The 20,196-nt window shown below is 36.3% G+C and carries 22 protein-coding genes; 19 read left to right on the top strand and 3 right to left on the bottom strand.

What is annotated here, in order from left to right; translation table 11 throughout:
* Positions 1-99 precede the first annotated feature (99 nt).
* The 12 genes from G9F74_RS07395 to G9F74_RS07340 all read left to right on the top strand — a co-directional run bounded on the left by G9F74_RS07395 (position 100) and on the right by G9F74_RS07340 (position 9,707).
* Positions 100-879 carry a formate channel gene (locus G9F74_RS07395; RefSeq protein WP_000863999.1) on the top strand — a complete coding sequence of 260 codons (780 nt, stop codon included), beginning with the start codon at positions 100-102 and terminating at the stop codon, positions 877-879.
* 24 nt (positions 880-903) lie between these two features.
* Positions 904-1,920 carry a molybdopterin-synthase adenylyltransferase MoeB gene (locus G9F74_RS07390; protein WP_000392759.1) on the top strand — a complete coding sequence of 339 codons (1,017 nt, stop codon included), beginning with the start codon at positions 904-906 and terminating at the stop codon, positions 1,918-1,920.
* Positions 1,921-1,938: 18 nt separating this feature from the next.
* Positions 1,939-3,246, top strand: coding sequence for a molybdopterin molybdotransferase MoeA (locus G9F74_RS07385; protein ID WP_016108890.1), 1,308 nt, complete (start codon positions 1,939-1,941; stop codon positions 3,244-3,246).
* A complete protein-coding gene (gene moaE / locus G9F74_RS07380) occupies positions 3,227-3,691 on the top strand; it encodes a molybdopterin synthase catalytic subunit MoaE (RefSeq protein WP_016108889.1) in 465 nt (154 codons plus the stop codon). Before G9F74_RS07385 ends, moaE begins: the two co-directional genes overlap by 20 nt.
* Before the next feature lie 4 nt (positions 3,692-3,695).
* Positions 3,696-3,932 carry a molybdopterin converting factor subunit 1 gene (gene moaD, locus G9F74_RS07375; protein WP_000628491.1) on the top strand — a complete coding sequence of 79 codons (237 nt, stop codon included), beginning with the start codon at positions 3,696-3,698 and terminating at the stop codon, positions 3,930-3,932.
* A 118-nt stretch (positions 3,933-4,050) separates the two neighbouring features.
* Positions 4,051-5,100 (top strand): P-loop NTPase, encoded by a 1,050-nt coding sequence (locus tag G9F74_RS07370; protein WP_016108887.1) that lies wholly within the window; start codon positions 4,051-4,053, stop codon positions 5,098-5,100.
* A gap of 15 nt (positions 5,101-5,115) precedes the next feature.
* On the top strand, positions 5,116-5,340 hold the full coding sequence (locus G9F74_RS07365) for a hypothetical protein (RefSeq protein WP_000752368.1): 225 nt from the start codon (positions 5,116-5,118) through the stop codon (positions 5,338-5,340).
* A 42-nt stretch (positions 5,341-5,382) separates the two neighbouring features.
* Positions 5,383-5,784 carry a hypothetical protein gene (locus G9F74_RS07360; protein ID WP_016108886.1) on the top strand — a complete coding sequence of 134 codons (402 nt, stop codon included), beginning with the start codon at positions 5,383-5,385 and terminating at the stop codon, positions 5,782-5,784.
* Between the two features lie 182 nt (positions 5,785-5,966).
* Entirely contained in the window at positions 5,967-6,215 is a 249-nt protein-coding gene (locus G9F74_RS07355) for a DUF1294 domain-containing protein (protein ID WP_000871326.1), read from the top strand.
* A gap of 92 nt (positions 6,216-6,307) precedes the next feature.
* Complete coding sequence (rarD, locus tag G9F74_RS07350) at positions 6,308-7,249, top strand: EamA family transporter RarD (RefSeq protein WP_000535544.1); 942 nt, start codon at positions 6,308-6,310, stop codon at positions 7,247-7,249.
* Between the two features lie 79 nt (positions 7,250-7,328).
* On the top strand, positions 7,329-7,754 hold the full coding sequence (locus G9F74_RS07345; RefSeq protein WP_000447810.1) for a divergent PAP2 family protein: 426 nt from the start codon (positions 7,329-7,331) through the stop codon (positions 7,752-7,754).
* Positions 7,755-7,853: 99 nt separating this feature from the next.
* Complete coding sequence (locus G9F74_RS07340; RefSeq protein ID WP_016108885.1) at positions 7,854-9,707, top strand: terpene cyclase/mutase family protein; 1,854 nt, start codon at positions 7,854-7,856, stop codon at positions 9,705-9,707.
* Between the two features lie 74 nt (positions 9,708-9,781).
* Here G9F74_RS07340 and G9F74_RS07335 read toward each other — a convergent pair whose 3' ends face one another.
* Positions 9,782-9,931, bottom strand: a complete 150-nt coding sequence (locus G9F74_RS07335; protein ID WP_001035815.1) for a YfhD family protein — start codon at positions 9,929-9,931, stop codon at positions 9,782-9,784.
* Between the two features lie 285 nt (positions 9,932-10,216).
* Between G9F74_RS07335 and fabG the strand changes: the two genes are divergently transcribed.
* On the top strand, positions 10,217-10,957 hold the full coding sequence (gene fabG / locus G9F74_RS07330) for a 3-oxoacyl-ACP reductase FabG (RefSeq protein WP_000506443.1): 741 nt from the start codon (positions 10,217-10,219) through the stop codon (positions 10,955-10,957).
* 50 nt (positions 10,958-11,007) lie between these two features.
* Here the strand turns inward: fabG and dhaS are convergent, their stop codons facing one another.
* On the bottom strand, positions 11,008-12,492 hold the full coding sequence (gene dhaS, locus G9F74_RS07325) for an aldehyde dehydrogenase DhaS (protein WP_000080298.1): 1,485 nt from the start codon (positions 12,490-12,492) through the stop codon (positions 11,008-11,010).
* Between the two features lie 272 nt (positions 12,493-12,764).
* Here dhaS and G9F74_RS07320 point away from each other — a divergent pair, with 272 nt between their 5' ends.
* The 6 genes from G9F74_RS07320 to G9F74_RS07295 all read left to right on the top strand — a co-directional run bounded on the left by G9F74_RS07320 (position 12,765) and on the right by G9F74_RS07295 (position 19,392).
* Positions 12,765-13,043, top strand: coding sequence for a YhdT family protein (locus G9F74_RS07320; protein ID WP_000800723.1), 279 nt, complete (start codon positions 12,765-12,767; stop codon positions 13,041-13,043).
* Between the two features lie 3 nt (positions 13,044-13,046).
* Positions 13,047-14,480, top strand: a complete 1,434-nt coding sequence (gene panF, locus G9F74_RS07315; RefSeq protein ID WP_001104810.1) for a sodium/pantothenate symporter — start codon at positions 13,047-13,049, stop codon at positions 14,478-14,480.
* Positions 14,481-14,588: 108 nt separating this feature from the next.
* Positions 14,589-15,536 (top strand): nucleoside hydrolase, encoded by a 948-nt coding sequence (locus tag G9F74_RS07310; protein WP_131202347.1) that lies wholly within the window; start codon positions 14,589-14,591, stop codon positions 15,534-15,536.
* A gap of 115 nt (positions 15,537-15,651) precedes the next feature.
* Entirely contained in the window at positions 15,652-16,761 is a 1,110-nt protein-coding gene (locus G9F74_RS07305) for a serine hydrolase (RefSeq protein WP_033668548.1), read from the top strand.
* Positions 16,762-16,983: 222 nt separating this feature from the next.
* Positions 16,984-18,492, top strand: coding sequence for an argininosuccinate lyase (gene argH, locus G9F74_RS07300; RefSeq protein ID WP_016108882.1), 1,509 nt, complete (start codon positions 16,984-16,986; stop codon positions 18,490-18,492).
* 60 nt (positions 18,493-18,552) lie between these two features.
* On the top strand, positions 18,553-19,392 hold the full coding sequence (locus G9F74_RS07295) for a GNAT family N-acetyltransferase (RefSeq protein WP_002093485.1): 840 nt from the start codon (positions 18,553-18,555) through the stop codon (positions 19,390-19,392).
* A 35-nt stretch (positions 19,393-19,427) separates the two neighbouring features.
* On the opposite strand, the gene G9F74_RS07290 is transcribed toward G9F74_RS07295, so the two are convergent.
* The gene (locus G9F74_RS07290) at positions 19,428-20,177 is read right to left on the bottom strand and encodes a (S)-benzoin forming benzil reductase (RefSeq protein ID WP_001271043.1); all 750 of its coding nucleotides are present in this window, start codon (positions 20,175-20,177) and stop codon (positions 19,428-19,430) included.
* Positions 20,178-20,196: the final 19 nt, after the last annotated feature.

Below are 20,196 nucleotides of genomic sequence, written 5' to 3'. Positions count from 1 at the left end.
AAAAGATGTGCAGAGACATTAAGCAGCATTCAAAAACCTTTATTTTCAGGAGGTTTTTTGAAGCTGCTTTTTTATTTGGAGAAAATGGAGGAATTGGTAATGGCATTTCATAAACCGGAACAAATTGCTGAACTCGTAATCGAGGCCGGTGTTCAAAAAGTAAGCCAGACGCTGCCAGCAATGCTTATTCTCGGTTTTTTAGGAGGAGCATTTATATCATTAGGATTTTTACTTAACATTCGAGTATTAGGTAATTTGCCGGAGCATTGGGGAAGTTTAGTGAATGTTTTAGGAGGAGCAGTGTTTCCTATTGGGCTTATGCTCGTAGTGTTAGCAGGAGGAGAATTGATTACAGGAAATATGATGTCACTGTCTATGGCGCTTTATGCAAAGAAAATTACATTGATAAGTGTACTGAATAATTGGGCTTGGATTACTGTAATGAACTTTGTTGGTGCAATTTTCGTTGCGTATTGCTTTGGACATCTTGGCGGATTAACAGAGGGAGATTATTTAAATAAAACGTTAGCGATAGCGGAAGGGAAGTTACACGAATCGTTTGGGAGAACTTTAATTTTGGCGATTGGTTGTAATTGGCTCGTTTGTCTTGCGCTTTGGCTTGCTTACGGCACGAGTGATTTTGTCGGAAAGATAATTGGGATTTGGATTCCAATTATGGCATTTGTAGTGATTGGATTTCAACAAGTAGTAGCAAATATGTTTGTCATATCAGCGGTTATTTTTGCAGGTCATCTGACGTGGCTGGACCTCGCTAAAAACTTTGTTCCTGTTTTTATCGGAAATGTCATTGGAGGAGCTGGATTTGTAGGGTTTGCTTACTTTGCTTGTTATCAAAAACAAGACTCTAATGTGAAATAGATTTCTTGAAAGGAAGGGTATGCAATGGAGGAGCGGTATTCTCGGCAACAGTTGTTCAAACCAATCGGGAGTAAAGGGCAAGAAAAAATTCGGAATAAGCATGTGTTAATTGTAGGAGCAGGTGCATTAGGAAGTACAAGTGCAGAAAGTCTCGTGCGTGCAGGTATTGGTAAGTTGACAATTATTGATCGTGATTACGTAGAGTGGAGTAATTTACAAAGACAACAACTTTACTCTGAAGAAGATGCAAGAGGGAAAATCCCGAAAGCAATTGCTGCTAAAAAACGGTTGGAACAAATTAATTCAGAAGTACAAATACATGCTTTCATAATGGATGCAAGTGTAGAAAACATGGAAGGGCCATTAGAAAATGTCGATGTAATCATTGATGCTACAGATAATTTTGATATTCGATTTATCATAAATGATTTATCACAAAAACATAATATTCCGTGGGTATATGGATCTTGTGTTGGATCGTACGGTATGAGTTATACGATTATTCCGCAAAAAATGCCGTGTTTACATTGTGTACTGAAGAATGTTCCTGTTATAGGTGTGACGTGCGACACGGCTGGGATTATTAGTCCAGCTGTTCAAATCGTTGCGGCATATCAAGTGGCAGAAGCACTCAAAATTTTAGTGGAAGATTACTCAGTAATTAGAAAGACGTTTTTCATGTTTGATATATGGAGTAATCAAAATCATTTTATAAAACTAGGAAAAATAAAAACGGACGATTGTCCATCGTGCGGTTTAAATCGAGCTTATCCTTATTTATCATACGAAAACCAAACGAAGGTAGCTGTTTTATGCGGAAGAAATACAGTTCAAATAAGATCAATAGAAAATAGGCAATACAATTTTGATGACGTAGAAAAAGTATTAAAAAAACTTGGGGAAGTAGAGCGGAATCCATATTTACTATCTTGTCAATTAGAGGATTATCGCGTCGTTATTTTTCAAGATGGTCGTGTGTTCATTCATGGTACAAACGAAATTCCAAAAGCGAAACAACTATATTATCGCTTATTCGGTTAATAGAAAGGATTGTCAATAATGGGAAGAAGAGTGCCAATTACGGTTGCAGAAGCTATTCGAAAAGTGATGGGATTTGCTAACAATGGCTTAAAAGAGCTACTACCTATTGAATTAGCTTACGGACGTATATTAGCGGAGGATTTAGTAGCTAATCATGACGTACCTTCATTCAATCGTTCACCGTATGATGGGTTTGCTATTAGAGCAGAAGATACGAATTTAGCAAGTTATGAAACGCCAATTGTATTTGAAGTAGTTGGTGAAATTGGTGCAGGATCACTATTCGATGAGAAAGTAGGTTCGTTTCAAGCAGTTCGAATTATGACAGGAGCACAAATTCCAAATGATTGTGATGCGGTTGTTATGTTAGAACTGACTCGTCAATATGAGGATAATGGGAACGATTATATGGAAGTGAAACGCTCATTCAAAACGGGTGATAATATTTCTTTTCAAGGTGAAGATGCTCGTAAAGGAACGGTGCTTGCAAAGAAAGGATCGTACATTAATCCAGGTATTTCAGCTCTTCTTGCTACATTCGGTTATAGTGAAGTGCCAGTTGCGAAAAAGCCAGTAATTGGACTATTAGCGACTGGTAGTGAATTACTTGATGTAAATGAGTCGTTAGAGCCAGGAAAAATTCGAAATAGTAATACGTACATGATACTGTCTCAAATTCGAAGAGTGGGCGGAAGAGTAAAATACTTTGGGAAGTTTAGTGATGATTTTGATACGTGTTTTACAGCTGTGAAAGATGCGTTAAGTCAAGTAGATATGCTCATTACAACGGGCGGTGTATCAGTAGGAGATTACGATTATTTACCAGCTATATATGGAAGGTTAGGTGCATCCGTTCTTTTCAATAAGGTTGCAATGCGACCAGGAAGTGTAACGACTGTAGCACAATTAAATGGCAAGCTATTATTTGGTTTATCAGGAAATCCATCAGCTTGTTACGTAGGGTTTGAATTATTCGTAAGACCGTGTATTCGGACGTATATGTTTAGTGAAAAAGTACATTTAAAAAGAGAAAAAGCGTTATTAGGAGAAGATTTTCTAAAACCGAATCCATTTACAAGATTTGTACGAGCAAAATTGCAATATGATGAGGGGAAATTAATCGCTTATCCATCAGGGTTTGATAAATCTAGCTCAGTTTCTTCATTGGCAGAATCCAACGCGTTTATCGTATTGCCGGGCGGGACGAGAGGATATAAAAAAGATATGTTTGTCGATGTTCTTTTATTAGAAGATAACGAAGGTAGTGAATGGCCTTGGACATTTCATAAAGTGAGAGGTGGTTTTAATGGGACAAGTGCTATTTGAGATTGTAGAAAAACCAATTTTAGTGGAAGAAGTAACGAATAAAGTCGCAAGAAGAGAAGCGGGTGCGATTACAACATTTATTGGTACGGTGAGAGAATTAACAAAAGGAAAACGAACGCTACATTTAAAGTATGAAGCATATAAACCGATGGCAGTAAAACAACTTACGAGAATTGGTGAGGAAATTAACGGGAAATGGCCGGATGCACAAGTAGCCATTACGCACCGTGTAGGGCGGCTGGAAATAATGGATATTGCGGTAGTTATTGCAGTTTCATCACCGCATCGTAAAGTAGCTTATGAAGCGAATGAGTACGCGATTGAACGCATAAAACGCATCGTTCCAATTTGGAAAAAAGAATTTTGGGAAGATGGAACGATGTGGATTGGAGATCAACTTGAAAATACATCATATCCAGAAGGAAAACCGAAGAAGAAAGAATGAGAAAATGATTACAATTTTACTGTTTGCAAATTTGCGTGAGGAAGTCGGATCGGATCAATTAATAATTTCAGAAAAAAAAGAAATGACTGTTGGACAATTAAATGAATGGTTGAAAGATAGTTATCATTTGCAATCTTTGGATACAGTAATGGTTGCAATTAATGAAGAGTTTGTAACGAATGAAGAGATGATAAAAGCTGGAGATATCGTCGCATTAATCCCGCCTGTAAGTGGGGGATAATAATGCTTTCTCGCAACGATGACTATTAAAGACATTAAAAAATAGATGGAAACTTTCATCAGTTGAAGTAATAAGAAGATGCTATATATAAATTAGAATAAGAGAAGGGATGAGCTCTATGCTTACTCAAGAACAAATAATGAACGCATTACAACATGTAGAGGATCCAGAGTTACACAAAAGTGTTGTAGAATTAAATATGGTTAGAAATGTACAAATACATGGAACAGAGGTTAAGCTTGAAGTAGTGTTAACCATTCAAGGTTGTCCGTTAAAGGCGAAAATTCAACAAGATGTGGAAGAGTCCCTTCACGCAATTGGTGCATCTAAAGTGGATGTAACATTTGGTTCGATGACACAAGAAGAAAGAGCTATGCTAACAGAAAAATTAAAGAAAAATAGTAGAACAGAAACAGGTATGCCAAGCATGCTCCGTCATGATTCAGGTGTACATTTTATTACTGTAACGAGTGGGAAAGGCGGAGTCGGAAAATCAACGGTGACAATTAATCTTGCTACTGCCTTAGCTAGAATGGGTAAAAAGGTTGGGATTTTAGATGCAGACATATATGGTTTTAGCATTCCGGCTATGATGGAAACGAATCAAAAACCAACAATGATTGATCAAACAGCAATTCCAGTCGTTAGTCATGGTGTTAAAATTATGTCAATGGGATTTTTTACAGAAGGAAATAATCCAGTCATGTGGCGTGGACCGATGTTAAATAAATGGATTCAAAACTTCCTTGCGAATACACACTGGGGAGATTTAGATTATTTACTTCTCGATTTACCACCTGGTACAGGAGATGTTGCCATTGATGTTGCAGCGATGATCCCACAAGCGAAAGAAATTATCGTTACAACGCCGCACAATGTAGCTTCATTTGTAGCTTCTAGAGTAGGCGTAATGGCAAAACATACAAAACACGAGATTGTAGGAATTGTGGAAAATATGGCTTATTACGAAGAGCAAGATGGATTTAAAAATTATCTCTTCGGAAAAGGGGGCGGCGAAATGTTAGCAGAACAATTGCAAACGGAAGTAATTGCACAAATACCTTTTGCAAAACGTGAAGAAAATAGCGATTCATCTGTATATGATGAAGACTCTCTCGTTGGAGAAGTATTTACTGCATTAGCAGAAGATATTATTTATAGAGGATAGAGGAGGAAGTTTAATATGGCATGTAATATTGATCATTCTATTGAAGATGTAATGAATAAGCTTGAAAGTCAAAAGGATTTTTTATCTGAAATTCTTTTCAAAGATTTGAATGGATTTTTGCAAAATAAACATTCACAGGAAATATTAAACGACATCTTTCATTTATTAAAAAAGTATGACTTAGTCAGTGAAGAAGAACGAGAGAAGAGAAATGCACAATTATTGCACATTATGAATTAAATACTCTCTGGCTTTAGAGTTTTTTCAGAAGGGGTGAATGTGATGGATATGAAAAAGATGATTGAAACGATAGAAACAACAAAAGTGACTGACGTAGAATTATCGATTTCTACTTTACATCAAATGCTTGTGAAACTGTATAGCGAAAAAAATGTTACAAATTATACAGAGCTCTTAAAATATATTTTGTCTTTATCTATAAATCTTAAGTTAAATCTTGTGTTGAAATATTTGGGTGTGCGTCCGATCGTTGCTTCTGATGAACGTATGCAATTTCAAGAGATATTTAAATGTTTAGCTAAGCAAGATGATAATGGGGAATGGTTTTTGAATTTCGTTTCTTTATATGTAGGGTTAATTGTTGTTCTTCATTTTGATGAGAAAGAGATTGAGAGAAGTTTTTTTGATGATGTGGTTGTGGTGGGTGAAGGGAGTGAAATATAAAGTTCTGTTCATAACATCTTTCTTTTTAATAGCTGTAATCGCGCTTTATATTGATTATATAAATGTAAAGATAATCAATTAAAATAAAGGAATGAAACTAATTTGCTAAAAAGTGTTCTTCAGTTGTTTCTATCGTTTTTTCATGTTACCATTAAGCGAATTTTTCATAGGGAGAGAAAGCGATGAAATGGATTTATTTTATTATTATTAATGTTATAGCTTTTAGCCTTATGGGGCTTGATAAACGAAAAGCAAAGAAGAAACAGTGGAGAACGCCAGAAAGCACGTTGTTTTTATCAGCGGCAGCTGGAGGAGCGGTTGGAGCTTGGATCGGTATGTATATGTTTCACCATAAAACGCATAAAAAGAAATTTGTTTTCGGCATACCGTTACTTGTTGTAATAACGGTATGTTTATTTTTCGCTATATGAGAAATGTCGAAAGAATTACAGATTGATTATTGGTAAAGTGAGCATAAGAAACCGTATAATGGAGAAAAAATGAGAAGAGGAGAAAAAGGAAGATGGGGAGTCAATCAGCACAGCAAAAAAAAGGGATTATATATGCGGCTGGTGCTTATACGATGTGGGGAATCCTACCGATTTATTGGAAATGGGTTGAGGAAGTTCCAGCAGATGAAATATTAGCACACCGCATTGTTTGGGCGTTCGTTTTTATGTTAATCGTATTAGCTGTTACGAAGAGGTTTCGCCAGTTTATTGGGGAATTTGTGAATCTTTTTAAACGACCTAAATTATTAATGTCATTAACAATTGCTTCAATTTTGATTAGCGGAAACTGGTTTGTCTACATATGGGCCGTTAATCATAATCATGTCATTGAAGCAAGTCTTGGCTATTATATTAATCCGCTTATTAGTATTTTACTTGGTACAGTCGTTTTAAAGGAAAAGTTAAACTTTTGGCAATATGTTGCAGTAGGTTTAGCTGGAGTAGGGGTTATCATTTTAACAGTACGTTTCGGGGCTATCCCGTGGGTTTCTTTATCACTTGCCTTTTCATTTGGATTATACGGATTAACAAAAAAATTGTTAAACTATGATGCGACGATTGGGCTTACGATGGAAACGATGTTAGTGACGCCGTTTGCGTTCATTTATCTCGTTATGACAGGGGTACATGGTTTCGGTTCATTTGGAGCTATTTCAATGCTATCGACGTTACTTTTAATAGGAGCAGGTATTGTTACAGCGCTACCACTATTTTATTTTGCAAAAGGAGCACAACTTATTCCGCTTTATATGGTAGGCTTTTTACAATATATTGCGCCAACGATTAGTTTAATTTTAGGTGTATTTGTATTTGGTGAACATTTTACAACTACTCATATGATGGCATTTTTCTGTATATGGGTTGCTTTATTTGTATTTTCAATAGCGAAGACAAAGTTTTTAGTGCAGAAACAACCGAAATTTATAAAAAATAAATCAGCAAAAGTATCATAATGCGTAGTATTTTCTACGCATTTTTCTTTATACTGATACTATATAGAATTTCCATTATAGCTAGTAGGGAGCTGAGAACATGGAAACAATTTTACATAATGATCCGCTGATGGCTGCTGTAATTTCGTGGTTTATAGCACAGTTAACAAAAGTAGTCTTTAAATTAGTTAAAACGGGTGAATTTGATTTTGCAAAATTTTTTGCTTCAGGTGGGATGCCAAGTTCTCATGCTTCAACTGTTACAGCGCTTGCGACAGGTGTTGGAGTTGTGGAAGGTGTGGAAAGTACCATATTTGCAGTGGCTGCAATCTTTGCAATCATTGTTATGTATGACGCTTCAGGAGTAAGGCTTGCGGTAAGTAAACAGGCGAAAATATTGAATGAATTTTTTCATGGTAAACAAACAGAATATAAGAAGTTAAATGAGCTTGTCGGACATACACCGTATGAAGTAGTAGTCGGTGCTTTATTAGGGGTTATTGTCGGAGTGGGATATTGCTTATGAGCAGAACATAATATGTGTTCTGCTTTTCTTTGTTTTTACACATATTCGGTTGCTTTTTTGAATATCGTTATACGGATTTCGAAAGGGTAGGTGAATGCCTTGTTATTATATGGAAAAGTGCATGGAGAAATAGCGAGAAGGACAACTGCACTTCAAACGATGCAAAGGCAAGATGGTACGTGGAGATTCTGTTTTGAAGGAGCACCATTAACTGATTGCCATATGATATTTTTATTAAAATTATTAGGTAGAGATAAAGAGGTAGAACCGTTTGTAAAAAGATTAGCTTCACTCCAAACGAATGAAGGGACATGGAAATTGTATGATGATGAAATGGGGGGCAATTTATCTGCTACCATTCAATCTTATGCTGCCCTACTTGCTTCGAAAAAGTATACAAAAGAAGATGCGAATATGAAGCGAGCGGAAATGTTTATTACAGAACGTGGGGGAGTGGCGCGTGCTCATTTTATGACGAAGTTTTTATTAGCAATTCATGGAGAGTATGAATATCCTTCGCTCTTTCATTTGCCAACACCGATTATGTTTCTGCAAAATGATTCCCCACTCAGTATATTTGAATTAAGTAGTTCGGCACGTATCCATTTAATTCCGATGATGTTGTGTTTAAATAAAAGGTTTCGTGTAGTGAAAAAGTTACTGCCTAATTTAAATCATATTGCGGGCGGGGGCGGAGAATGGTTTCGGGAGGACCAATCTCCAATGTTTCAAACATTATTAGGTAATGTGAAACAAATTATATCTTATCCGCTTTCCTTACATCATAAAGGAAATGAGGAAGTAGAACGTTTTATGAAAGAGCGTATCGATGAGAATGGAACGTTATATAGTTACGCAAGTGCTTCGTTTTATATGATTTATGCTTTACTTGCGCTAGGACATTCTATTCAATCGCCAATGATTCAAAAGGCTATAACGGGGATAACATCTTATATATGGAAGATGGAAAGAGGGAACCATTTACAAAATTCCCCGTCAACTGTATGGGATACAGCATTACTTAGTTATGCGTTGCAAGAGGCTCGTGTTTCGAAAGAAAGTAAAATGATTCAAAATGCGTCAGCATATTTATTAAAAAAACAACATAAGAAAAAAGCTGATTGGAGTGTGCATGCGCCCGCGCTTATTCCGGGCGGTTGGGGTTTTTCTGATGTGAATACGACAGTTCCTGATGTTGATGATACAACAGCTGTGTTAAGAGCATTGGCACAAAGTAGAGGGAACGGAAATGTGGATGATGCTTGGAAGAAAGGGACGAATTGGATTAAAGGATTACAAAATAATGATGGTGGTTGGGGAGCATTTGAAAAAGGCGTGACAAGCAAGTTATTAGCGAATTTACCAATCGAAAACGCAAGCGATATGATTACGGATCCTTCTACACCAGATATTACAGGCAGAGTGTTAGAGTTTTTCGGGACATATACGCAAAATGAATTGCCCGAGAAACAAAAACAAAGTGCAATCAACTGGTTAATGAATGAACAGGAGGAAAATGGATCGTGGTATGGAAAATGGGGCATTTGTTATATATATGGTACATGGGCAGTGATGACTGGCTTACGGGCGTTAGGAATTACTTCTGCTCACCCTTCTTTAAAACGAGCAACTTTATGGCTTGAACATATACAGCATGAAGATGGTGGCTGGGGAGAATCTTGTCAAAGTAGTGTGGAAAAAAGATTTGCTACTTTACCATTTAGTACACCATCGCAAACAGCATGGGCTTTAGATGCTCTTATTTCTTACTATGATAAAGAAACACCAGCTATTCGAAAAGGTATTTCATATTTGCTTGCGAATCCTTATGTAAATGAAAAATATCCTACTGGAACAGCTTTACCAGGTGGGTTTTATATTCATTACCATAGCTACGCTCATATATATCCGTTACTTACTTTGGCGCATTATGCAAAAAAATATAAAAAATAAACCGAGAGATGTTTCTCGGTTTATTTTGTTGGGTAGTAGGTCCCTGTTGAAAAGAATAAGGTTATGATTTCCCCTTATTTTTCTGTTGACTGGCGTTTTTGACGTGCATCAGCGGCATTTGCACGTGCGTTTGCTTCTAAGTCGTTGTGGTCAGCGAGTTCACGAGAGAACTCAACATCAATACCATCAGTGGCTTTGCTTTGTTTGAAATTTTTTTTGTTCATTCGACACAATCTCCTTGCACTTTATCCCGCATAGCGGGTAGTAAAACTCCCACCTCAAAATTCAGATGGAACAAAGAAGCTAGGTGGGAGATTAACTGCCCGTAAATGCCCGATTGGTGAGGGCTGATAATCAGTGGGGGATGAACAAACTTCCCACTGATTAAAGTTTCACTTTATGCGACGTTGCAAAGTTAGTTTGACACAAATAGACTTTTTTATACAAAGAGGATTTGGAAAGCAAAAAGCCGAAATATACAGTATAAGTAATAGAAATGGGGGATAGGGATGGGATTTTTAAATGGGAAAACAGCTGTTGTAACAGGTGGCGCCCAAGGAATTGGAAAAGAAATTGCACGAGTTTTTGCTAGGCTTGGGGCTAAAGTTTTAATTAGTGATGTAAATGAAGAAAAACTACAAAAAACGACACGTGAATTATCGGACGAAGGATATGAAGTAAGCTTATATCGATGTGATGTAAGTAATCAAAATGAAGCGAAATCATTAATTGAGTATGCAGTTCAAAAATTTGGGACACTGCATATTTTAGTAAATAACGCTGGAATTACAAAAGATGCAATGTTACATAAGATGGAGAAATCAGCTTGGGAACAAGTATTACAAGTAAACTTAACTGGCGTTTTTTATTGTATGCAGCCAGCTCTTCTTTATATGAGACAACAACAATATGGGCGCATTATTAATATTTCTTCAATAAGTAGAGAAGGGAATATTGGACAAGCAAATTATGCGGCAACGAAAGCTGGCGTTGTCGGTTTAACGAAAACAGCAGCGAAAGAAGTTGGAAGCTTCGGTATTACTTGTAATGCAATTTGTCCAGGATTTATGGATACGGATATGACAAAAACAATACCAGATAAAGTAAAAGAAAAAATGGTTGGAGCAATTCCGGTTGGTAGAATTGGAACGCCAGAAGATATTGCGAACGCGGCGGCCTTTTTAGCGTCAGAATACGCATCCTATATTACAGGGGAAGTATTAAATGTGAGCGGAGGGCTGCAAGTTTAAAGGAATACATAATGAAAAGAACCTGACCGAGTGGATCAGGTTCTTTCGATTTAATTTAAGTTTAACCAAACGCTCTTCACTTCTGTATAGTTATTTAATGCGTAAGATCCCATTTCACGGCCAAGACCAGATTGTTTAAATCCTCCAAATGGAGATGCTGCATCAAAGACGTTATAACAGTTTACCCATACTGTACCTGCGCGTACTTTACTTGCAACATAGTGTGCTGTCTTAACATTTTCTGTCCATACACCAGCTGCCAAGCCAAATTGTGATTTATTCGCACGTTCAATTACTTCATCAATATCGTTAAACGGTATTGCAGAAATAACTGGACCGAAAATTTCTTCTTTTGCGATTGTCATCTCATCATTGACGTCGGCGAATACTGTAGGAGAAACGAAGTAGCCTTGATCAAATGGATTACTTCCTCCACAAAGTACTTCAGCGCCTTCTTCAATCCCTTTTTCAATGAAGCCCATTACACGTTTTTGTTGTTCTTCGGAAACGAGAGGACCGATTGTAGTTTCTGGACTTAGACCAGCACCTTGATTTAATTTTTTAGAATAAAGGACGAGATCAGCCATGACATTATCATACATTTTCTTCGGAATAAATAAGCGTGATCCAGCAGAGCATACTTGTCCTTGGTTAAACATAACACCAGAAAGTGCACCAGGAATAGCGCGAGATAAGTCGGCGTCTGGTAAAATAATATTTGGTGATTTACCACCAAGTTCTAAAGTAACACGTTTTAATGATTCGGATGCTTGTCTCATAATTTGTTTGCCAACTGGAGTAGAACCAGTAAATGCAATTTTATCAACGAGTGGATGATTAACGAGAGCTTGTCCAGCTGATTCACCGAATCCAGGAACGATATTAATAACACCTTTCGGGAATCCAGCTTCTTCAATTAATTCAGCTAAGTATAGAGCGGATAGTGGAGTTTGTTCTGCAGGTTTTAAAACGATTGTACATCCTGTAGCAAGCGCCGCTCCCATTTTCCACATTGCCATAAGAAGCGGGAAGTTCCAAGGGATAATTTGACCAACGACACCAACAGCTTCATGGCGTGTATAGTTAAAGTAATCACCGGAAACAGGAATTGTTTGACCAACGATTTTCGTCGCCCAGCCAGCATAATAGCGCATATGCTCAATTGCAAGTGGTATGTCTGCTGCCATTGTTTCACGGATTGGCTTTCCGTTATCTAACGTTTCGAGCTGTGCAAGCTCTTCTTTATGTTCTTCCATTAAATCGGCAAGCTTGTACATAAGGCGGCTTCGTTCAGCAGTGCTCATGCGAGACCAAGGACCTTCGTCAAAAGCCATGCGAGCTGCGACTACAGCTTTATGAATATCTTCGCGACCAGCTTCAGAAACGATGGCAAGCGTTTCGCCAGTTGCAGGGTTAGGCGTTTTAAACGTTTTACCGGAAGCGCTTTCAACGAAAGATCCATTCACATATAACTTTTTCGTGCCTTGAAGAAACTTTTCTACCTTTTCATGAAGATTTACAGCTAGTTGACTCATTGTATAACCCCCTTGAAAATATAATGTAAACGCAGTACGAGACGGCGTTTATTCCGAAATCAAGGATGTAGGAACTAGATGGAAAGCCTCTAATTAAAATCATAATTAACAATTACTGAAAATTCAAATTTCATTTGTGTTACAATTGTAAAAAATATGTAATGTAAGAGAGTCTTCTATATAATTATAAAAAATCCTGCTTGTTTTTGCTTTCTAGTAGGAAAAACTAGAAGAACAATGGTACAATAATACATCGTGAGAGGAGGGAGAAAATGAAGAATTATCATGATGATCCACGCTTTCGAATCGCCCATAGAGAAGCGTTAATTGGTCTTGGACTTGCTATTATCAATTTTATAATATGGTACGGATTTGCTTATGGGCTTGGTAGTAAAAATCCAAGTGAATATACATATGTATTCGGTTTTCCAGCATGGTTTTTTTATAGTTGTATTGTTGGATTTGTCGTAATGGTTATTTTGCTTAGTTTAGTTGTTCGTTTTGTATTTCAAGATATTTCACTCGATGAGGAAGAAAAAAGTGAGGAATAATAGATGAATTGGTATGTAATCATTCCAATGATAATTTCGTTTATCGTTGTATTTTTAATTGGTATATATGCTTCAAGACGCGTGCAAGCGACTGCTCATAATAAATTTTTGCAAGAATATTTTCTTGGTGGACGTGAGCTTGGCGGTTTATTATTAGCGATGACAATGATTGCTACGTACGGTAGTGCAAGTAGTTTCATTGGTGGCCCTGGTATTGCTTACAATATGGGACTTGGATGGGTATTATTATCTGCGATTCAAGTTGTAACAGGGTATATCGTTTTAACGGTTATCGGTAAAAAGTTTGCAATTATTGCTAGGAAGATGGAAGCAATTACGCTTATCGATTATTTAAAAGGAAGATACAATAATAAAGCGGTTGTTATACTTTCGGCGTTATGTATTATTATCTTTTTATTTTCAGCAACAGTAGCCCAGTGGGTCGGCGGTGGACGATTAATTGAGTCGCTAACAGGTCTATCTTATACAACAGCACTATTTTTATTTACTTTTTCTGTACTTGTGTACGTATTAATTGGTGGGTTCCGCGCAGTTGCGTTATCAGATACGTTATTAGGTATCATTATGTTAGTTGGAACGACAATCATTTTAGTTGCTACTGTTATTGCTGGTGGTGGAATCGAAAAGATTATGCAGGAACTTGTTCAAATCAATCCGAATTTAATTACACCATTCGGAGCAGATGGTAGTTTAACGAAATCATATGTTACATCGTTTTGGATTTTAATTGGAATTGGCGTTGTCGGTTTACCACAAATTAGTGTGCGTGCTATGTCTTATAAAAATTCAAAAGCTATGCATCAAGCTCTAATCATTGGAACGGTTGTCGTTGGTACAATTATGATCGGGATGCATTTAACGGGTGTATTTGCACGAGTAGTACTTCCTGGTATAACGGTACCAGATAAAGTCATGCCGCTACTCGCGATGGAAGTGTTGCCGCCTTGGCTAGCTGGCGTTTTCTTAGCGGCACCAATGGCAGCGATTATGTCTACAGTAAATTCGCTATTGTTACTTGTAAGTTCATCGATTATTAAAGATATATATGTAAATTACATAAATAAAGATGCAGCAGACAGTACGATAAAAAAAGGAAGTTTGTGGATTACGGGTATTGTAGGACTGCTCGTTTATGCAGCGGCGATTAAACCACCAGATTTTTTAATATGGTTAAATTTATTTTCTTTCGGTGGATTAGAAGCAGCATTCATTTGGCCGATCGTCTTAGGGTTATATTGGAGAAAAGGGAATGCAACTGGAGCGCTTGCTTCCATTTTAGTTGGGGTAGGCTCATATATGTGTATTCATCTTTTCTACCCAAATCCGTTCGGTATACATACAGTTGTCTTCCCAATTTGCTTTGCGTTTATCGCTTACATAGTGGGAAGTATGATTGCTGTGAAAAAAACAGCATAGGCTAGATGAAGAACGTAGTCCGTATAGGACTGCGTTTTTTTTATATAAATTTCATCTTTTTTATTCTGTATATGTAGGGCTATTCATAAATTAATAACAACTGAGGGGATGGAGTTGAGGTCGATGAAAAAAGTGTTATTTTTAGGAGACCCGGGAATAGATGACTCTTTAGCAATTATGTATGGATTGTTGCATCCTGATATTGATATTGTTGGCGTAGTAACTGGATATGGGAATGTAACACAAGAAAAAGCGACAAGTAATGCAGCGTATTTATTACAGTTAGCAGGTAGGGAAGATATACCAGTTATTAATGGTGCGAAAATCCCTTTATCTGGAGATATTACAACGTATTATCCAGAAATTCACGGGACGGAAGGTTTAGGGCCAATTCGTCCTCCGAAAAACCTTTCTCCAAATATAAAGCCTTTTTGTGAGTTTTTCGATATTCTTGAAAAATATAAAGGAGAATTAATCATTGTTGATGCTGGTAGGTCAACGACATTAGCGACAGCGTTTATTTTAGAAAAGCCGATGATGAAATATGTAAAAGAATATTATATAATGGGCGGTGCTTTTTTAATGCCTGGCAATGTTACACTAGTGGCGGAGGCGAATTTTCATGGCGATCCGATTGCGTCACAGTTAGTTATGCAAAATGCGAAGAATGTAACATTAGTGCCGCTTAATGTTACATCCGAGGCAATTATAACGCCAGAGATGGTAAAATATATTACGAAACATTCTAAAACGAGTTTTAATAAGTTAATCGAGCCGATATTTACGTATTATTATAAAGCTTATAGAAAGTTAAATCCGAAAATAAAAGGAAGTCCAGTACATGACGTCGTTACAATGATGGTTGCGGCAAATCCATCCCTTTTAGATTATGTATATCGTCGTGTCGATGTAGATACAGCTGGAATTGCAAAAGGAGAAAGTATTGCAGATTTCCGTCCTCAACCTGATGCAAAAGCCTTGAAAAATTGGGTACGAATTGGTTGGTCATTACATTATAAAAAATTTCTTGAGGATTTTGTGAAAATCATGACGTAGACATAATAGGAGTATACAAGTTAAAATAATGGAGATGGTTATTTAAATGACCATCTCCATTATTTTGTTTTTTAAAGATAGAGAGAAGAGTTATACAATAGGAGAGGAATTTTACTTGAAAAAAACTATAGTATGCGCAGTAATTGTGGGTATTTTCGTTTTGCTAATATCGGGTAACTTTTTAGTGAAAAAAGTATGGAGTTCAAATAATGATGATGCACAGTATATTGCATCTTTTATTGAAGAACATAAAGATGAAAAAAATAGTGCGCTTCTAGTAAAGAGAAATGATAAAGTTGTTTATTCTGTAAATCCAAATGTTGTATTGCCAGTTGCTAGTACGATGAAATTAATTGTGGCGCTTGAATATACGAAACAAGTTACAGAAGGGAAAATTGACCCGGCTAGTTTCGTTTCAATTAATGATGTCAATCGATATTATGTACCGAATACAGATGGTGGTGCACAAGATAGATGGCAAAGGTATTTGGAGAAGACAGGCAAGATAACTGAAGGAGCCGTTACTTTAGAAGACGTGGCAAAAGGAATGGTTAAGTTTAGTTCGAATGCTAATGCGGAATATTTAATGGAAGTGTTAGGATTAGATAATATTAATCGAAATTTACAAAGTTTATCGCTCCCTGCACATCAACCACTATTTCCGATTGTTTCATCTTTATATATCCCAGGATATTTGCATAAAGAATTACATGTTCCAAAATATAAAATAGAGAAAAAATTAAAAGAAATGACTCAAGAGCAATATCGTGAATATGCGATGATTATTCATGAGCGCTTAAAAAAGAAGGGGTCATTATTACAGAAAGAAATTCCTCTTTATTTAGAGGAACGTTATGATAAAATTTGGTCAGATAGATTACCAGCTGCGTCCGCAAACGATTATATGGTATTGCTGCAAAAGGCAAACCATAAAGGTGGCCTGACAGAAGCTGAAGAAAAAGTGTGGGCGAGTATCGTTGAAACAGATATGAGTGCCAAGAAATATCGTAAAATATTCAGACACGCAGGACAAAAGAATGGGTATACGCCATGGACGGTTACAAAAGCGGTTTATGCTATGGATAAGCGCGGGAACTGTACAGAAATTGTATTCTTAGCGAATAATTTAAATGAAGATGACAGTGCAGAAATACGTAAACATTTAGCAAATTTACATTTCCAAGTGTTGCAAAGTGATAAGTATGATGCGACTTTTATTAAATAAACTCGGTGCATAAAGCACCGAGTTTATTTTTGTCCCGCTATTTGTGGACAGTAAGACTCCCATCTCAAAATTGGGCGAATGCGAGAGAGTTAGGTGGGAGTACAATTGCCTGTAAAAGGCCGATTGGTAAGGGCTAATTAAAGTTTCACTTTATGTATAAGCACTTTTTTACTATCTCTGGGTATGATGGGTAGTAATACTTAGGTGAAAGGGGAAAAGGTGATGAAACAGAGTAAAGAAGAATTTATAAAGAATGAAGGCGCTGATTTCCCTGGGAAAACATATGTGGATTGTGTATTACAACATGTATTTAATTTTCAGCATAACTACTTATTAAAAGATATGTTTCAAGTGCATAAAGCACATATTATGATGCTGACTGAAGAAAGTTTAATAAAAAAAGAAGAAGCTACAGTTATATTAAAAGCACTAAAAAAGGTAGAAGGAATGCCCAAAGATCAATTGCGATATACAGAACAACATGAAGATCTCTTTTTTTTAGTTGAACATTTAATTTCTCAGGAAGCAAAGTGTGATTTTGTAAGTAATATGCATATCGGTCGAAGTAGAAATGATATGGGAGTAACGATGTATCGTATGAGCTTAAGACGATATGTATTACGATTAATGGAACACCATTTATTATTGCAAGAAAGTATATTGCAACTTGCTGATGATCATAAGGGAACAATTATGCCAGCTTATACACATACACAACCAGCACAACCAACAACGTTTGGTCATTATATGTTAGCAATTTATGATACGATGCAAAGAGACTTAGAACGAATGAAAAAAACGTACCAAATTTTAAATCAGTCTCCGATGGGGGCAGCTGCACTTTCAACAACAAGTTTTCCGATTAAACGAGAACGAGTTTCTCATTTACTTGGGTTTACAAATGTAATTGAGAACTCATATGATGCTGTCGCTGGAGCGGATTATTTATTAGATGTTAGCTCGTTACTTATGATAATGATGACAAATACGAGTAGATGGATTCATGACTTCTTATTATTAGCGACGAAAGAATATGATGGTATTACTGTTGCGAAGCCATATGTGCAAATTAGTAGTATTATGCCACAAAAACGAAATCCAGTTTCAATTGAGCATGCTCGTGCTATTACGAGTAGCGCTTTAGGAGAAGCATTTACAGTATTTCAAATGATTCATAATACACCATTTGGGGATATTGTCGATACGGAAGATGACTTACAGCCGTATTTATATAAAGGAATCGAAAAGACGATTCGCGTATTTTCTATTATGAATGCAGTCATTCGAACGATGAAAGTAGAAGAAGAAACGTTAAAAAGTCGTTCCTATAAACATGCAATAACGATAACTGATTTTGCAGATGTTTTAACAAAAAACTATAAAATTCCATTTCGGCATGCTCATCATGCAGCAAGTACGATTGCTAATATGTCATTGGTGCAGAAAAAGGAGCTTCATGAATTACATTTCAAAGATGTAAATATATACTTACAAGAAAAATTTAAAATACATTTATTAGAAAAAGAGTGGAAAGAAATTATATCGCCAGAAGCTTTTATTCAAAAAAGAAATGTATACGGAGGACCGAGTAAAAAAGAGATGGAACGAATGATTCAAAAGCGTAAAGAGTCATTTGAAAATGAAGAAGAGCGATTTGAAACGGAAAAACGGAGAATATTACGAGCTGAATATAATTTGAACATATTAGTTTCAAATATTATCGAATCGTAAAAGAAGGATTTAATGAATTAATCGCCAATACTTAATTAAAATATAAATGGAGAGAAGAGATTGTCGATGATTCAATTACACGTATATAAAGAGATTCTTCATTTTAAAGAAGATGTTACACCATTTTTAGAAAAGAATGAGCAGGAAAATAATTTAATGTTAGGTATATTACAAGTAGCTCAAGAACCGACGTTTATGGGGGTAGCGAAACGAGGAGAAGAAATTACAGTTGTATTTCTTCAAACAGAAGAGAAGATACAAATGATTGTTGCAACTTCTGAAAATTCGGAAGTAGATATAGTGAAACTTGCAAAAGAGTTATCGAAAGTATATCCGGACATTCCTGGATTGATCGGTAATAAGGAAATTGTACAGAAATTAGCTGAAGAGCTTGCGGTGTTAGAAAATAAGAAAACGAATGTTGTAATGAAACAAGGTGTATATGCATTACAACAAATTAAGAAGAAGTGGAACGAGGATGGAATTTTTCGAGAAATAACTAATGATGAGTTGCCATTAATAGAAAAATGGATATATCAATTTTGTGAAGATGTGAAGCTCCCAACTACGAAAGAAGAAGCGGAACAAACCGCACATACATTAATCACTAATAATCGTCTATTTGGTCTAGAAGTAGATGGGAAACTCGTTTCTGTAGCTGCAAAAACGAGACCAACTACAAATAATATAACAGTAAATTTCGTTTATACCCCGAAAGAAGCACGAAAAAAAGGGTACGCATCTAATTGTGTAGCGGCACTCAGTCAACGTATGTTAGACGAAGGGTACAAGACGACTACACTATATACTGATTTAGCCAATCCGACATCTAATAAAATTTATCAAGAAATTGGTTATGAACAAATTGCGGAGTCTGTGCTCATATTTTTAGAGAAGTAGAATAAAAAGGCGTGCTATTTTAGCACGCCTTTTTATTATTCATCAATTCTAATAACTTCGCCTTGCGGGAAGTTCTCAGTTTCTAGTAAGTTACGAATAGCTTTTGCCACATATTCAGGTGATAATAGCTTTCCTTCTTCTTTTAGTGTGATGAATCGGTCTAAATTTGTGAAGTCTTCTTTATTTGTTTCACGAATTTGTACTTGCATATTTGTATCCACAACACCAGGTGCAAAAGCGACGATTTTTACTGGATATTCTTTTTCCTCTTCTTCAGTCGCTACGCATTGTGTAAACATATTCACACCAGCTTTCGTAGTACAATAAGCGCCCCAGCCAAAGTAAGGTTTTTTTCCTGCACCAGATGAAATGTTTACAACGCGTTTATCTACTTTCCAGTCTTTCGTATGTTTCATGAACATAGATGTAAGAATCATAGGGGCAAGTAAATTAATGTGAACGTTCGTAATGAATTGTTCGCTTTCTGCTTTTTCAATCGGCTTCATAGGTGCAACTGTACCCGCATTATTAATTAAATGAATAGAAGATACATTGTCTTCTTTAATGGATGAAATGATTTCGTTAAAGTTAGTTTCTAAATGATGTACATCTTGAAGATCTAAGGAATGGAAAATACAATTGCTGTTATATTGTTCTGCAAGTTTAGTAAGCTCTTTATTTTCTCTTCTAGAAATAGAGATGATGGTTGTGCTTTCTTCTAATAATTGCGCGGCAATTGCCTCACCTAAACCTTGTGAAGTTCCTGTTATGATAACGTAGCGCATAGTTTTATAAACTCCTCTC

This window comes from Bacillus sp. EKM202B (assembly GCF_011066025.1).
In the GTDB taxonomy this organism is placed as follows: domain Bacteria; phylum Bacillota; class Bacilli; order Bacillales; family Bacillaceae_G; genus Bacillus_A; species Bacillus_A toyonensis.
The sequence above is the reverse complement of the archived record's forward strand: the minus strand, read 5'-3'. Positions and strand labels throughout refer to the sequence as shown.

Bases quoted from the DNA above. Each gene is read 5' to 3' on its own strand.
- G9F74_RS07310 (WP_131202347.1), top strand. From the start codon at position 14,589: ATGGAGTTGAGGTCGATGAAAAAAGTGTTATTTTTAGGAGACCCGGGA.
- G9F74_RS07355 (WP_000871326.1), top strand. From the start codon at position 5,967: ATGAAATGGATTTATTTTATTATTATTAATGTTATAGCTTTTAGCCTT.
- panF (WP_001104810.1), top strand. From the start codon at position 13,047: ATGAATTGGTATGTAATCATTCCAATGATAATTTCGTTTATCGTTGTA.
- G9F74_RS07335 (WP_001035815.1), bottom strand. From the start codon at position 9,931: ATGAACAAAAAAAATTTCAAACAAAGCAAAGCCACTGATGGTATTGAT.
- G9F74_RS07370 (WP_016108887.1), top strand. From the start codon at position 4,051: ATGCTTACTCAAGAACAAATAATGAACGCATTACAACATGTAGAGGAT.
- moaE (WP_016108889.1), top strand. From the start codon at position 3,227: ATGGGACAAGTGCTATTTGAGATTGTAGAAAAACCAATTTTAGTGGAA.
- G9F74_RS07385 (WP_016108890.1), top strand. From the start codon at position 1,939: ATGGGAAGAAGAGTGCCAATTACGGTTGCAGAAGCTATTCGAAAAGTG.
- G9F74_RS07395 (WP_000863999.1), top strand. From the start codon at position 100: ATGGCATTTCATAAACCGGAACAAATTGCTGAACTCGTAATCGAGGCC.
- G9F74_RS07320 (WP_000800723.1), top strand. From the start codon at position 12,765: ATGAAGAATTATCATGATGATCCACGCTTTCGAATCGCCCATAGAGAA.
- dhaS (WP_000080298.1), bottom strand. From the start codon at position 12,492: ATGAGTCAACTAGCTGTAAATCTTCATGAAAAGGTAGAAAAGTTTCTT.
- G9F74_RS07360 (WP_016108886.1), top strand. From the start codon at position 5,383: ATGGATATGAAAAAGATGATTGAAACGATAGAAACAACAAAAGTGACT.
- G9F74_RS07390 (WP_000392759.1), top strand. From the start codon at position 904: ATGGAGGAGCGGTATTCTCGGCAACAGTTGTTCAAACCAATCGGGAGT.
- rarD (WP_000535544.1), top strand. From the start codon at position 6,308: ATGGGGAGTCAATCAGCACAGCAAAAAAAAGGGATTATATATGCGGCT.
- G9F74_RS07290 (WP_001271043.1), bottom strand. From the start codon at position 20,177: ATGCGCTACGTTATCATAACAGGAACTTCACAAGGTTTAGGTGAGGCA.
- argH (WP_016108882.1), top strand. From the start codon at position 16,984: ATGAAACAGAGTAAAGAAGAATTTATAAAGAATGAAGGCGCTGATTTC.
- G9F74_RS07345 (WP_000447810.1), top strand. From the start codon at position 7,329: ATGGAAACAATTTTACATAATGATCCGCTGATGGCTGCTGTAATTTCG.
- moaD (WP_000628491.1), top strand. From the start codon at position 3,696: ATGATTACAATTTTACTGTTTGCAAATTTGCGTGAGGAAGTCGGATCG.
- G9F74_RS07365 (WP_000752368.1), top strand. From the start codon at position 5,116: ATGGCATGTAATATTGATCATTCTATTGAAGATGTAATGAATAAGCTT.
- fabG (WP_000506443.1), top strand. From the start codon at position 10,217: ATGGGATTTTTAAATGGGAAAACAGCTGTTGTAACAGGTGGCGCCCAA.